Here is a 13,912-nt window from a genome sequence, read left to right as displayed (position 1 = left end):
TGCGATTACTCCTCATCCAGCTTAAGCACACTCATGAATGCCTCCTGTGGTATCTCTACATTGCCCACCTGACGCATCCTCTTCTTTCCTTCCTTCTGCTTCTCAAGCAGCTTCTTCTTACGTGAAATATCACCACCGTAGCACTTGGCAAGCACATCCTTGCGAAGCGCCTTAACCGTCTCTCTTGCTATAATCTTGCCACCGACTGCTGCCTGAATAGGTATCTCAAACAGATGCCTTGGTATCTCACCCTTAAGCTTCTCGCACATCTTACGGCCTCTTTCGTATGCACTCTCCTTGAATACGATAAATGAAAGTGCATCGACCATTTCCTTATTGATTAAGATGTCAAGCTTGACAAGCTCTGAGCGCTCATAATCCTTCATCTCATAGTCAAACGAAGCATATCCCCTCGAGCGTGACTTTAAAGCATCAAAGAAATCATAGATAATCTCATTTAATGGCAAGTCGTACTTTATGAGAGCTCGTGTTTTTTCGATATACTCCATGCTGATATAGACTCCTCGTCTCTCCTGGCACAGCTTCATAATCGCACCGACATAGTCACTTGTGACCATAATCTCTGCAGATACGTATGGCTCCTCCATATACTCAATCTCTGACGGATCCGGCATATTTGAAGGGTTGGTCAAATCTATCACCTCACCGCTTGTCTTGTGAATCTTGTAAATAACACTAGGTGCAGTGGTAACGAGATCAAGATCAAACTCTCTCTCCAGTCTCTCCTGAATAATTTCCAGATGTAAAAGACCAAGGAATCCGCATCTGAAGCCAAAGCCAAGTGCCAGTGATGTCTCAGGCTCAAACTGTAATGAAGCGTCGTTGACCTGCAGCTTTTCAAGCGCATCCCTTAAATCAGGATACTTTGCACTGTCTGCAGGATAAAGACCACAGTAAACCATAGGGTTGACCTTCTTATAGCCCGGAAGCGCCTCATCGCACGGTCTGTCAACGAGTGTAACTGTATCACCCACACGTGTATCCCTGACATTTTTGATGCTGGCCGCAATGTATCCAACCATACCGGCCGAAAGTTCATCACATGGTATAAACTGGCCTGCGCCAAAATAGCCCACCTCTGTAACCACATCAGATGCACCTGTAGCCATCATCTTTATTGTGTCTCCTACCTTTACAGAACCCTCTCTCAGTCGGCAGAAAATAATGACTCCCTTATAAGAATCATATGTTGCATCAAATATAAGTGCTTTAAGCGGTGCATCTTTATCGCCTGTTGGTGCCGGAATCTTTTTTACAATCTGCTCCAGCACATCCTCTATATTGAGTCCTGTCTTTGCGGAAATACGCGGTGCATCCATAGCTTCAATACCGATAACGTCCTCAATCTCCTGTGCCACCTCATCCGGGCGCGCACTCGGCAGATCCACCTTATTTATAACAGGAAATACATCTAGGTCATGATCCAGTGCAAGGTAAACATTTGCAAGTGTCTGGGCCTCAACGCCCTGGGCCGCATCCACTACAAGTATAGCTCCGTCACATGCCGCAAGACTCCTTGATACCTCATAGTTAAAATCCACGTGTCCCGGTGTATCTATCAGATTAAAAATATACTCTTCGCCATCCTTTGCGGTATATATAATACGGACTGCCTGAGACTTGATTGTGATACCACGCTCTCTCTCTAAATCCATATTGTCGAGCACCTGAGCCTGCATCTCCCTGCTGGTAAGTGTGCCTGTTTTTTCTATAATTCTGTCCGCGAGTGTAGATTTACCGTGATCAATATGGGCAATAATACAAAAATTGCGGATTTTGCTCTGATCTATTGACATATGTCCTCCTAATGCTTTCAATAACTCATCAAAGTTTATCAGATTTGTGAAATAAAGTCTATATTATTTTAACACTTTATCAAGTATATCTGCAAGTGGTTCCATTGCATTGTACGCTTCCTCCTTGGTATTTGTCTGCGCTCCCACCTCCACGAGCAGCGATTTCGGACACAGATGCATATTATATCTGTAGCCCTTTAAGTAAATGCGCCTTGCAAGCCCCGGATAATACTCATTTGCCATGAGCTGCAGCTGAAATGAAAACGCCAGATTATCCCCCAGATACTCATTGGGCAGACTATTAATCGGTCCCCTTGCAGCAGTGCGGCACAGCCCGTTAAAAAACATAATCTGTGCCATAGGCTTTCCATCTATTGTGGCAGCAAGCCTTGTAGTCTCAGCCACTCCATCCCTGTGCAGGTCAATAACCACCTTTATAGACGGATTTTTCTCAATAATCTCTGTAATCTCAGGAAGTGAATTAGAATACGCATGGTCGCGGTCATTCACATCATACTGCCCCTTGTGATGCAGCACATTGTAGCCGTATTTTTCCCTCAAAAGTGATTCAAGCCTGTCACCCACTCCAACTACGGTCTCTGTCTCTGATGTATCAAGGGAATCACTGTACCCCTCCTGCGAATGTGTATGGTATATGAGTATATCAGGACCGTCGCCTGACTTTTCTATAGACATATCGCGCCCAAGCAAAACGTCCTCACACAGCTCATCGGCTCCTATATATGTAGTCTTGTCCACCTGATAATAGTTTTTTACAAGATTGTCAAAGCTCATATCTACCTGCGGCATTTTCACGTTCTGCTGCTCCTCAAGTTCTGCCAGCTCACCGTTTTTTTCAGCTTCATCAACAAATGCCAGCTGGTCTGTATCCGGCAGCATATTGTTCCTGACACTTGCATTTTCATTTTCCATCGCAGCAAGCTCCTCGTATGAGAGAATACCTCCTGCTGTATCCTCATCCTCCACAATACGCAGCTCCTTCTTTTTTGAATCATCACACTCCTTGTCAGAATATGTAAGGTGCGGAAATTTTTCTTCCACGAACTTCTTTCCCACACCATCACCGCAAAACAGCATAGACGCAATATATATAAATGCTATAAGCACAATCATTTTTTTCTTCACAATATCATCTCCCATCTAAAGCATCAGGCAGCCCCTGCTACATAAAGCTTATGCGGCTGGCTCTAATGATATTCGAAGCAATAAAATTATTCACTATAGTCATCATATTCATCGTTTGAAAAAGCCATATTTATGCCCTCAGACAAAAGCCCTGCCAGTCTCTTAACCGTCTCGTCAATATCCTTCGGCGTCACAAACATGCCGTTTAACTTAGGCGACATGAGCTTTGCGGTGTTCTCCCGGCTGGCATTTACCGCATCTGAAACAATGGTCACCGCATCAATGACTGTCGGAATACCAATTGCGATAACAGGCACTCCGAGATTGTCATGGTTAATACCGTCCCTGTGGTTTCCTACCCCGCTTCCAGGCACTATGCCTGTATCCGTCAGCTGTATTGTACAGCCCAGCCTCTTTGTACTGCGTGCCGCAAGTGCATCAATTGTCACAACAAAATCAGGTTTCACCTCGCTCACCACACCCTTTATTATCTCAAGGCACTCCATGCCTGTCTGAGCCATCACGCCAGGCACGAGGCCGCACACACTGTTTACATTCTCGTTGCTAAACGCATACCTGCCATATTCCTTTACTATATGGCGGGTGATAAACAAGCTGTCAACGCATCTTGGCCCAAGCGCATCAGGAGTTACATTTCTGTTTCCAAGTCCGACAACAAGTGCCGCATATATACGCTTGTCACAGACAGCCTTTACAAAGCTCTTAAGCTCTCTTGAAAGCTCCCTTGTCACAGCCTGACAGCACTCCTCATCTCCCTCGGACAGCATAGCAGCCTCAATTGTCACATATTTTCCTTTAGGACGGCCTGTAGCCCTGACTGCATTTTCTGAGTCAATTGTCACTACACTGACTATGATTCCATTATCCAGCTTTTTTTCAGAGAAATTCACACCTCTCATATCTGTGTTTGCCTTTTTAAGGCTCTCCTGCGTCTCAAGCGCCAGATCAGTTCTTGCACACCATTTATCAGCCGACAAATCAATACACCTCCCCTGTATGATATTCCAAAATCACATATATGTTAATTTTTTGCAATTTTTTTCAAAATATGTATTGACAGAGCAGAAAGGTTGACATATTATATTTTAGTATGTTTGTGCCAAAGCGTCCGTGTCTGTTTTGGCATACATTAGATTAAATATTTGGAGGTGTACGAGTTGGCTAACATTAAATCAGCAAAAAAGAGAATTTTAGTAACAGAAACTAAGGCTGCAAGAAATAAAGCAATCAAATCAGGAGTTAAGACAGCAATCAAGAAGGTTGAGGCTGCTGTAGCTGCAAATGATAAGGCTGCTGCTGAGGCTGCATTAAAGGATGCAACTTCTGTTATCGCAAGCGCTGGTTCAAAGGGTATCTTCCACAAGAACAACGCAGCCAGAAAAGTATCTCGTTTAACAAAGCTTGTTAACGGATTAGCTTAATTACTATATAGCAATAAATAATAAACCCATCGGTGCCGTCATACCGATGGGTTTTTTTATTTGTTTTTTATCTGTTTTTTATATATATTTGCGTTATATCATTTACTGCCTGTCGCATGAGTGCCGGTCATATCTGCAGAGTACTGCACTATAAAAAGCTCCACAGCCATCTGGTCATTCATCCTGCCGGTCTTAACAGCCTCCTCATATGCCACACCATCTCTCACAGCCCTCTTTAAATCATCCAGCGAATATGCCCTGCACTGCGCCTGATATTTGCGCACCGCCCACTCCGGACATCCGGCCTTTGATGCTATATCCTTGTTGCCAAAGCCCTTATTTGTCATGGCTTTCACATTCATCAGTATATTGAACTGGCGCGATATAAGATACATAATACGCATGGCCGGCTCTTTAAGTGCCAGCAGATCGTAATACAGCTCAAGCGCACGCTTTTGTTTGTGTGATGCAATCGCATCAACCATCTCAAACACCTTGTTTGTGATCTGCTCTGTCGTTACAGTCTCAACATCCGAAAGCTCAATCACGTCCTTGTCCATACAGTAGCACAGCAGCTTCTCAAGCTCCTTGTCGATATTTTCCATATCTGTGCCGGTTTTTTCTATAAAGCTGTTGTAGGCAGCCTGGCTCATGCCCTTTCCATCTTTTCTAATCCTCATTCCTATCCATCTAGCAAGTGTCTCATCCGTCTGTTCCTTGAACTCCACAGGATTACCGCACTTGGCTGCCGCCTTATAAAGCTTTGAGCGCTTATCAACGCTCTCCTCAACAAATATAAAGTGCGTGCTCTCAGGTGAATCCTTTAAATACTCTCCAAGCTCATCGCCTGCCTTTGAAAAAATGCCTGCATCCTCTATAAGAATCACTCTTTTATCCGCAAAAAACGGAAGTGTCTCCGCCAGGTCAATTATCTCCTTCTGGTTGATTCCATCGCCCTCAAACGATGAAAAGTTCATGCTGTCGCCCTCACTGACCATAGCCTTTATCAGCTTGTCCCTGTACTGTTTTATGAGGTATCTCTCCTGTCCATACAGAAGATAAACCTTTTTGAAATCTCCTGCTTTTATATCATTGTCTATTGTTTTCATATATAGCACTCTCTTTATACTTAATCTGACCGCTTTGCATTGTGTATAAAATACGGCACTTTGCATCCATAAGCCTATCCATGGCTTCATCAGCCGGATGTCCATAGCGGTTTTCTACCGCGCATGATACTGCAGCCCACCTTGGGCTTAAAGCCTCAATCCAGTCCGCAGAGCTTGAATACCTGGAACCATGATGATTTGCCTTGTAAAAATCCACAGAAAGCTCATCCCCATACTCATTAACAAGCTTCTTTTCTACCTCAGATGATATATCTCCGCCGAAAATACCACTAAACCTGCCATCCGTGAGCTTCAGCACAAGACACATATCGTTTCTGTCTAATGCAGTATCCGAAGGCCCCGGATACAGGCACATGATACCATCAGCTTCTTCATTTGCAGTACTGCGCGAACCTGATGCATCATTTATTTCAATCGAATCCCCCTTTGACATAAGGCATATATCAATTCCTGCTTCCTTAGCTTTAAAAAGCAGCTCCTCCATAGCTTCCTCTTTAGCCGCCGCTTCTGCCACAACTATATGCTCTATAGTATACCCACTGTCTATCACCTCAGACAATCCGCTTATATGATCACTGTCTGCATGTGAAACAAACCAGTATGATATACTCTGTATGCCGTTATACTTAAGAAACGGCATAATCACATTATCGCCAAGCTGTTTTCGGTCAGAGCTTCCTCCATCAATAAAGATGCATGTGCCTGACTCAAAGCGGTAAAATATGCCATCTCCCTGCCCCACATCAAGTATATCAAGCTGCGCAGCAGTTTTTGGCTTCACAAGCAAAATTGCAAGCAGGACTGCTGTACACACCACTCTTTGGACACTGTAAAGGATTTGGCCTTTTTCTTTTGAGCCACACTCTGTGGCACGTTTTTTAAGCGAAAATATCACCAAAAAGCCACTCATAACAGCATAAAAAAGGAAAATCCTGTATCCATCAGGAGCTCCTGTGATAACCGTTGCCCCCGGAAGCTTCATAACAAGACCGCAAAGCACCTCATAGAGCTTTAACACCGCAAATGCAGGAAACACCAGCAGTTTGCCGGGCATCACGCCAAAGCAGCCTGCGGCAGACGCAAGCAGACCCGAAATAAATACGACAGGCAAAGCCGGTATCACAATGAGATTTACAAACACTGCAAAAAGAGGCAGCTCATAATAGTTCATAGCCACAACCGGAAGCATCGGAAGCTGTATGGATACTGATGCCCAGAATTTTCCGCCCTTAGGAGCACTCATCACAGGTGTCACAATACCTATAGCAAGTATTGCCCCTACCGAGAACACAAATCCGGCATATTCCAAAACCATAGGATTGTCCCACAGCAGGTAAATGACCATGATGCCAAGAGAATTGAGCATATCTGTGCATCTGCCTAAAGCTGCCGCAAGCATTGTAAGTATGAACATCCCCACGGCACGCCTTGTGGACACGGCATTTCCTGTCATAACAGCATAGCTTAGTATAAGTGCCGCAGAACAGACAAATGCCGCTGTATAGCTCACCCTTCTTTTTCTGAGAAGCTTGTAAAAGGCCATGCCAACTATAGAAATATGAAGTCCGGAAATAGCCAGTATATGTGAAATACCACTGACCTGGTATAAATCCTTTATCTCATCATCCAGATACGACTTGTCTCCAAGCAGCATGGACGAAAGCACTCCTGCCGTTGTCTCATCAGTCACCTCAAGAAGTGAAGCTGACAGCGTATCACGAAGTTTTTCAAGTCCGTGGTAATACCATGCATGTTTACCGGCGCTTGTCTTAATACTGTCTGCATTCACCGAGAAATCAATTCCCTGCGAACGGTAAAAGCGCGCTCTGTCAAACTCTCCCTCATTGGTTGCAGACTTAAACAAGCCTATCTTGCCGCAAGCTTTCATATAATCGCCCAGATGTGCGCTTTTGCTGTCACAGTATACCACGACATCACCACAGGATATTTTTCTGCCCAAAGCCTTGCCGTACCCAGGCTGCACTACGCAGTCCGTCATATAATACCTGTATGAGAAATACTTGTATTCAGTTTTATAAATCTTCCCCCAGACGATGACAGATTTTTCATCTGTCATATACTGCATATAGCTGTCACGGTTTTCTTCTACCGAAGTGTATCTGAATTGTGCTGTGGCAAAAACAGCTGACGATGTCAGGATAAGCAAAACAACTATGCGCCTGACACCGGAAAAACTGCCCTTAGACACCACACACTCAGCTATTAAAGCCACAACCAGCATGGCAAAAACCAAAAAGCCAAATCCCCTGCCATACATACCTGAAACAGTTCCTGCAGTATAGACCAACGCAAATAAAAACATCGGTCTTTTACTAATACTCTTCTCCTCCTAATCCAATCTATTCTATTTTTCAGTTTTTTCCGTGGAATCATTAGAATCCACTATATCCTTATTAAACTCATACATGTCGCTTAGCTTGTAATTATAAAGCAGCATGCCGTCATTCTCACCGTCAAGTGAGATCTGTACCTTGTCCACAGTAGGAAGTGAGGTGAGTGAATTAACTATCGAATACAGCACCACATCCTCTGTCAGCTTATTGTCAATAGTATTTCTGAACGATGAGTCAAAGTTCAGATAGCATATTCTATCTGCCACAGACACATTGATAAGCTTTGTTGTGCCCGGAAGAGTTGCCTTGAGCTTAGAGCCCTTCGGCCCCTCAATAAGCTGCTCAACAACAAGCTTTTCAAGCGCTATATTTGAGCTGTAATGTATCACTCTGGTCTGTTTTTCAAGCCCTGTACCATCCTTGTCAGCAAAATAAAGCGTGAGTGTCTCCTTCACACTTGTATTAATCTGTTCACCCGGATTCTCAACAAAATCATCAGCACCCATGCTGCCGACAATCTCATCATCCGAGTCCACAAGAGGAATACTGTTTACGGTAAATGTCACATATGAAATACTATCCAGCTGTGTGAGCGTGCGGACTACAGAAGCTCTCAAAAGCACTTCCTGTGCAGCCGTAAGGTCATAATACTCCTTGCTGAAATCCACAGTGCAGTTATAGTTTTTCTCGTCATGACCTCTCACAGACACCTCATCCGGAATCGCCTTGCGCAGTCTTGAGTCTTCAGGCTTATCCTGCAGTCTTCCTAGAAGCTCATCCACCTGCTTGTCTACATCTGAGTTTTTGCTTCTAAGCACATATGACTCCGGCACGCTGCTCGTAACATCCATATTCAGACAAAACACCTCAACCGTATTATCTGCTTTTTTCTTTGTGCAGCCGCCCATGGAGAGCAGAATTACTGCAGTGAGCACGAATATAATTATTCTTTTCACGTCAAGCCTCCTATACAATATAGTTGAGCGGTATACGCACATCAAAGGTAGTGCCCTCTCCCATCACACTGTGAGCCTTTATAGCTCCCCTATGCATAAGAATAGAGCTTCTTGTAATGGCAAGTCCCAGACCTGTACCGCCAATCTCTCTCGAATGCGACTTGTCCACGCGATAAAATCTCTCATAGATGTGCTCTAAGGACTCCTCCGGTATACCGATACCGTTGTCCTCCACCTTCAGATAGAAATACTGATGATCCGCATTTAAGGATACATGCACATAGCCACCGGTCTCATTGTCATTGTACTTGATTGCATTCTCAATGAGGTTTGTAAAAGCAAGCGTCAGCTTCACCTCATCTATCTCTGCAGTTACCGGTCTGAAGCTCTCGAGTACAAGCTCCACCTGCTGCTTGTCAGCAATCGGCTGAAGTCTCTTCATAATCTGCTCGAGCAGGTCATTGATATTAACACTCTCGATATTCAGCGTGGCAGCCGACTTATCCATCTTAACCAGTGATAACAGGTCATTTATTATCTTTGTCTCTCTGTCTATCTCGCTTGTGATATCTCCCATGAACTCCCTGTACATCTCAATCGGAGCCTCATCACCCATGCTGTTGATGGAATCTGCGAGTACCTTCATGGAAGTAAGAGGTGTCTTGAGCTCATGTGACACATTCGATACAAACTCCTGTCTGGACTCATCCATGACCTTCATTCCGCTCATCAGCTCATTAAAATTCCTGCTTATTATAGCAGTCTCCGCATAGTCATCTACATCCAGCTGCTCTTTTCCAAAGCCATCCTTAATGTCTGATATCTCGTCAGAAAGCTTCTTAATCGGAACAAAAAGGTGCAAAAGCACAAGCACACCAAAAAAGAGCACCACCGCACCTGCGATAATAGCAACCGTCACAGCAATCTGTGTCAGATACGACATATTTAGCGATATATTGTCCGTCGACACACTTACAACAAGTGCTCCCTCTATCTTTGAATCCTTGTCGTTTGGATTGCTTATCGGAACAGAAAGCTCGATATAGTGGTTTTTAGAATCATAGTTAGTAATCTCTGAAGCAGAGAAGGTCTTGATAACCTCCTCTGAGACAATAGTATTGCCATCATCTAAATTGTACGTATCCTTAATAATCTTAAAATGCTTGTCAACTATGAGCACACGGCCCTCATATATAGTAGTAAGAGTGTCAATCTGAGCATCAATATTACTCAAGTCACTGCCATCCTTATCAAAGTATTTACTTGTGGATATCTTGTTTGCGAGAATCTTTGCCTGACTAAGCACTTCACTTTCGCGGATTGAAACCGCTCTGGACTCGTAGGTGTTAAGTATGCCGAAGCACAGCACCACCTCCGGTACCAGAACGAGAACAAAAATCATGAAAATCAGCCTGGATTTCAGACTCTTATAAAATGCAAAATGTACTTTACTCTTAAACATTTTAGAACCTTTCTGAAAGTATTACTTCTGGTTGTAGTAATATCCCACACCCCACTTGGTATGAACGTACTTCGGCTCGCTTGGATTTGCCTCAATCTTTTCACGAAGACGTCTGACATGCACATCAACCGTACGCACGTCACCCGGGTAATCCTCGCCCCATACAATCTTTAAAAGGCTCTCCCTACTGTACACTTTATTTTCATTTTTTATCAGAATCTCGAGCAGTTCAAACTCTCTTGCAGTCAAATTGATTTCATTATCGTTTATGAACAGACGTCTGCTGTCACAGTCGAGCTTGATATCACCCTTTTCAATTACAGATGACTGTACCTGTGGTGCACGTTCCGGTGAAGTACGCCGCATGATTGCCTTGATTCTGGCCTTTACCTCAAGAATATTAAATGGCTTTGTGATATAGTCATCAGCGCCGTACTCAAGTCCTAAAATTTTGTCCATGTCATCGCCCTTTGCAGTGAGCATGACAATCGGGACATCAGAAAACTCCCTTATTGCCTGACACACCTCAAAACCATCCATCTTTGGAAGCATGACATCTAAAAGAATCATATCATATGAATTGGCCTTCGCCATATTTAAGGCCTCCTCACCGTCATATGCGCAGTCTACTTCCATGCCATCCTGCAGCAGACTGAAACGTATTCCTTTTACAATTAACTTTTCGTCGTCAACGACCAGCACTTTTTTTGCCATTTATACACTCCTAATTTACTGTTATATCATCTTTTATTTTATTAAACATCGTTTCACCGATGCCGGACACCCTCGTGATATCCTCAATCGAAGAAAACAATCCATTTTTGGCGCGATCTTCAACAATACTCTTTGCCTTGCTCTCACCAATTCCGGAAAGAGCCATTAGCTGCTCGACAGTTGCGGTATTGATATTGAGCTTGCCATCCTTTACGCCTATATGTTCCTCAGCGCCGCCCTTCATCAGCGAGCCATCTATGCCGGTGGTATATGTGCCCTCAGGTATGTGATCCGACTTAAGCTCCTCTACAGTCGGGAAATACAGCATCTGCCCATCATACAACTCTGATGCCAGATTCCAAAAGCTTTTGTCAGCTGTATCCAGCATGCCTCCTGCCATATCAACGAGCTCACAAACTCTCGCGCCCGGCTTTACTCTGTATACACCGGGATTGGCAACCTGACCACAGATATAGACGCACCACTCAGTAGATTCATCAGTGTCATCTGCTGTGTCTTTTGCCTTCTGCTCCTGTTCTCCATCGGATGAAGCCTTCTTCTCCTTGGAATCAACAGGCTGTCTGTTTACATCACTTGAAACCACAGCAGTCTGCTCCGTTTCAGAAGCAAAATGAACTGTGGCATCATCCTTTTTACAGCCGCAAAGGCCAAACGCTATTGTTAAAATAAACGCACTTAATAATATTATTTTTTTCATATGGTCTCCTTTGATTAATATCATAATCTCAAAGGAGAAATCGATGTCCTCTTTATTTTACAGACTTTTTGACAGTATTACAAGTGTTGTTTCAAGTTTTTCTATCATTTCGTCAACATCACTCTTTTCGATAACAAGAGGAGGCACAAATCTAAGCACATTGCTGCCTGCCGTAATGACTATAAGGCCTTGATTTAAAGTCTCTGCTGAGACCTTTCCTACAGGAAGGCTGCACTCCACGCCCTGCATGAGTCCCATACCCCTTCTGGCTGTGAGACAGTCGAATTTTGCAACAAGCTCATCAAGCCTCTTCTCCAGGTAAGGTGCAACCTCCTTTACATGGCTTACTATATCAAGACGCTTAAACTCATCAAACACTGCACTTACTGCGGCTCCTACGAACGGATTGCCGCCGTATGTGGTACCATGGTCGCCCGGTGCAAGGGATTTGTCTGCCACCCTCTGTGTCATAAGAAATGCACCAACAGGCACACCACAGCCGAGTGCCTTCGCACAGGTCATGATATCAGGCTTCACATCATAGTTCTGCCATGCGAACATTTCGCCACTTCTGCCCATGCCGCACTGTATCTCGTCAAGAATAAGAAGAATATCCTTTTCATCGCAGAGAGCTCTCACTCCCTCGATAAACTCCTTCTTTGCCGGGTAAATACCACCCTCACCCTGAATAGTTTCCATAATAATGGCGCAGGTTTTGTCTGTCACCTGAGCCTTAACGCTCTCTAAATCATTGAAATCTGCAAATTTAACGCCCGGCATAAGTGGCTCAAACGGCTCCTGATAATGTGCATTGCCGGTGACAGAAAGCGCTCCGATGCTTCTTCCGTGGAAGGAATGGTTCATGGCAATTATCTCATGACCTGCATGGCCGTCTCTTGTAAAGGCATATTTCTTTGCAGCCTTGATAGCTCCCTCAATAGCCTCTGTACCACTGTTTGTAAAGAAAATACGGTCCATTTTACTTGCATTAAGCACCTTGTCTGCCGCCTCGATGACAGGCGCATTGTAGTAGAGGTTTGATGTATGTAAAAGCTTATCAACCTGTGCCTTTAATGCCTCCTTGTGGTGCTCATTGCTGTATCCAAGTGCACATACGGCTATTCCTGCAGCGAAGTCCAGATATGCATTGCCATCTGTATCATAAAGATGTACTCCCTCGCCGTGATCAAGTACAAGTGAAAATCTGTTGTAGGTGTGAAGAAGCTCCTTTTCTGCCTCATCAATGTATGACTGTTTATCCATATTATTGCTCATTGTTAAATTTCTCCTCCGAATCTCCAAGAATAGCTGTTCCGATTCCTCTGTTTGTGAATATCTCAAGCAGTAAGCAGTGTGCGATACGTCCATCAAGAATATGAACTCTTGAAACTCCGTTATCGATAGCATCTATGCAGTTGTTGAGCTTAGGAAGCATGCCTCCGCCGATAAAGCCATCACCTATAAGCTTCTTTGCATCTGAGACTGTAAGCTCTGAAATAAGTGTATTCTTATCTGAAGGGTCTTTGTATACACCCTCGATATCCGTGAGGAATGCAAGCTTTTCTGCTGAAACTGCTCTGGCGATAGCGCATGCTGCATCATCTGCATTGATATTGTATGTATTGTATTCATCATCAAGACCGATTGGACACACAATTGGAAGAAAATCCTTCTCAAGCAGGTCATAAAGAATTTTTGGATTGACATCAGTGATTTCACCGACAAAGCCTATATCCTCTCCGTTTGAATACTTTTTCTTTACCTTTAAGAGGCCACCGTCCTTGCCACTCACTCCGACAGCCTGCACACCAAGCTCCTCAACGAGTGTAACGAGAGATTTGTTTACCTTATTCAATACCATCTCGGCAATCTCCATTGTATCGGCATCAGTCTTTCTGAGTCCGTTTACGAATACAGGCTCCATGCCGACCTTTCCTACCCATTTGCTGATTTCCTTGCCTCCGCCGTGTACGATGATAGGCTTGAAGCCGACCAGCTTGAGAAGTGTGACATCCTGGATCACCTGCTTTTTAAGCTGTTCGTCAACCATTGCAGATCCGCCGTACTTTACAACGATAATCTTTCTGTTAAATCTCTGTATATACGGAAGTGCCTCTATGAGCACCTGTGCCTTTTCCATTACCTGTTCCATGTTCTTATCTGCCATTGTACT

The 13,912-nt window shown here is 44.1% G+C and carries 12 protein-coding genes; 1 reads left to right on the top strand and 11 read right to left on the bottom strand.

Annotation, left to right across the window (positions count from 1 at the left end; translation table 11 throughout):
- Positions 1-5: 5 nt before the first annotated feature.
- From lepA to gpr, 3 genes are all read right to left on the bottom strand, one after another.
- A complete protein-coding gene (lepA, locus tag EUBREC_RS07245) occupies positions 6-1,817 on the bottom strand; it encodes a translation elongation factor 4 (RefSeq protein WP_012742463.1) in 1,812 nt (603 codons plus the stop codon).
- A 63-nt stretch (positions 1,818-1,880) separates the two neighbouring features.
- The gene (spoIIP, locus tag EUBREC_RS07240; protein ID WP_306719202.1) at positions 1,881-2,963 is read right to left on the bottom strand and encodes a stage II sporulation protein P; all 1,083 of its coding nucleotides are present in this window, start codon (positions 2,961-2,963) and stop codon (positions 1,881-1,883) included.
- Positions 2,964-3,049: 86 nt separating this feature from the next.
- Positions 3,050-3,961: a GPR endopeptidase gene (gene gpr, locus EUBREC_RS07235; protein WP_012742461.1), complete on the bottom strand. Its 912-nt coding sequence runs from the start codon at positions 3,959-3,961 to the stop codon at positions 3,050-3,052.
- A gap of 180 nt (positions 3,962-4,141) precedes the next feature.
- Here gpr and rpsT point away from each other — a divergent pair, with 180 nt between their 5' ends.
- Positions 4,142-4,405 carry a 30S ribosomal protein S20 gene (gene rpsT, locus EUBREC_RS07230; protein ID WP_022293179.1) on the top strand — a complete coding sequence of 88 codons (264 nt, stop codon included), beginning with the start codon at positions 4,142-4,144 and terminating at the stop codon, positions 4,403-4,405.
- 98 nt (positions 4,406-4,503) lie between these two features.
- Here the strand turns inward: rpsT and holA are convergent, their stop codons facing one another.
- The 8 genes from holA to argB all read right to left on the bottom strand — a co-directional run bounded on the left by holA (position 4,504) and on the right by argB (position 13,906).
- The gene (gene holA / locus EUBREC_RS07225; protein WP_012742459.1) at positions 4,504-5,514 is read right to left on the bottom strand and encodes a DNA polymerase III subunit delta; all 1,011 of its coding nucleotides are present in this window, start codon (positions 5,512-5,514) and stop codon (positions 4,504-4,506) included.
- Complete coding sequence (locus EUBREC_RS07220) at positions 5,495-7,813, bottom strand: DNA internalization-related competence protein ComEC/Rec2 (protein WP_306719199.1); 2,319 nt, start codon at positions 7,811-7,813, stop codon at positions 5,495-5,497. The genes holA and EUBREC_RS07220 overlap by 20 nt, the downstream gene beginning before the upstream one ends.
- A gap of 87 nt (positions 7,814-7,900) precedes the next feature.
- Positions 7,901-8,845 (bottom strand): GerMN domain-containing protein, encoded by a 945-nt coding sequence (locus EUBREC_RS07215; RefSeq protein WP_022293176.1) that lies wholly within the window; start codon positions 8,843-8,845, stop codon positions 7,901-7,903.
- Positions 8,846-8,855: 10 nt separating this feature from the next.
- Positions 8,856-10,307, bottom strand: coding sequence for a sensor histidine kinase (locus tag EUBREC_RS07210; protein WP_012742456.1), 1,452 nt, complete (start codon positions 10,305-10,307; stop codon positions 8,856-8,858).
- Positions 10,308-10,328: 21 nt separating this feature from the next.
- Positions 10,329-11,021 (bottom strand): response regulator transcription factor, encoded by a 693-nt coding sequence (locus EUBREC_RS07205; RefSeq protein ID WP_012742455.1) that lies wholly within the window; start codon positions 11,019-11,021, stop codon positions 10,329-10,331.
- A 10-nt stretch (positions 11,022-11,031) separates the two neighbouring features.
- Entirely contained in the window at positions 11,032-11,739 is a 708-nt protein-coding gene (locus EUBREC_RS07200) for a helix-hairpin-helix domain-containing protein (RefSeq protein ID WP_041254014.1), read from the bottom strand.
- A gap of 57 nt (positions 11,740-11,796) precedes the next feature.
- On the bottom strand, positions 11,797-13,014 hold the full coding sequence (locus EUBREC_RS07195; RefSeq protein WP_012742453.1) for an aspartate aminotransferase family protein: 1,218 nt from the start codon (positions 13,012-13,014) through the stop codon (positions 11,797-11,799).
- Entirely contained in the window at positions 13,004-13,906 is a 903-nt protein-coding gene (gene argB / locus EUBREC_RS07190) for an acetylglutamate kinase (protein WP_012742452.1), read from the bottom strand. Before argB ends, EUBREC_RS07195 begins: the two co-directional genes overlap by 11 nt.
- Positions 13,907-13,912: the final 6 nt, after the last annotated feature.

The sequence above is a fragment of the Agathobacter rectalis ATCC 33656 genome (assembly GCF_000020605.1).
Taxonomy (GTDB): Bacteria; Bacillota; Clostridia; order Lachnospirales; family Lachnospiraceae; genus Roseburia; species Roseburia rectalis.
Note: the sequence above shows the minus strand (reverse complement) of the source record. Positions and strands in the feature narration are given on the sequence as shown.

Bases quoted from the DNA above. Each gene is read 5' to 3' on its own strand.
- lepA (WP_012742463.1), bottom strand. From the start codon at position 1,817: ATGTCAATAGATCAGAGCAAAATCCGCAATTTTTGTATTATTGCCCAT.
- holA (WP_012742459.1), bottom strand. From the start codon at position 5,514: ATGAAAACAATAGACAATGATATAAAAGCAGGAGATTTCAAAAAGGTT.
- EUBREC_RS07220 (WP_306719199.1), bottom strand. From the start codon at position 7,813: ATGTATGGCAGGGGATTTGGCTTTTTGGTTTTTGCCATGCTGGTTGTG.
- EUBREC_RS07210 (WP_012742456.1), bottom strand. From the start codon at position 10,307: ATGTTTAAGAGTAAAGTACATTTTGCATTTTATAAGAGTCTGAAATCC.
- EUBREC_RS07205 (WP_012742455.1), bottom strand. From the start codon at position 11,021: ATGGCAAAAAAAGTGCTGGTCGTTGACGACGAAAAGTTAATTGTAAAA.
- EUBREC_RS07200 (WP_041254014.1), bottom strand. From the start codon at position 11,739: ATGAAAAAAATAATATTATTAAGTGCGTTTATTTTAACAATAGCGTTT.
- EUBREC_RS07195 (WP_012742453.1), bottom strand. From the start codon at position 13,014: ATGAGCAATAATATGGATAAACAGTCATACATTGATGAGGCAGAAAAG.
- argB (WP_012742452.1), bottom strand. From the start codon at position 13,906: ATGGCAGATAAGAACATGGAACAGGTAATGGAAAAGGCACAGGTGCTC.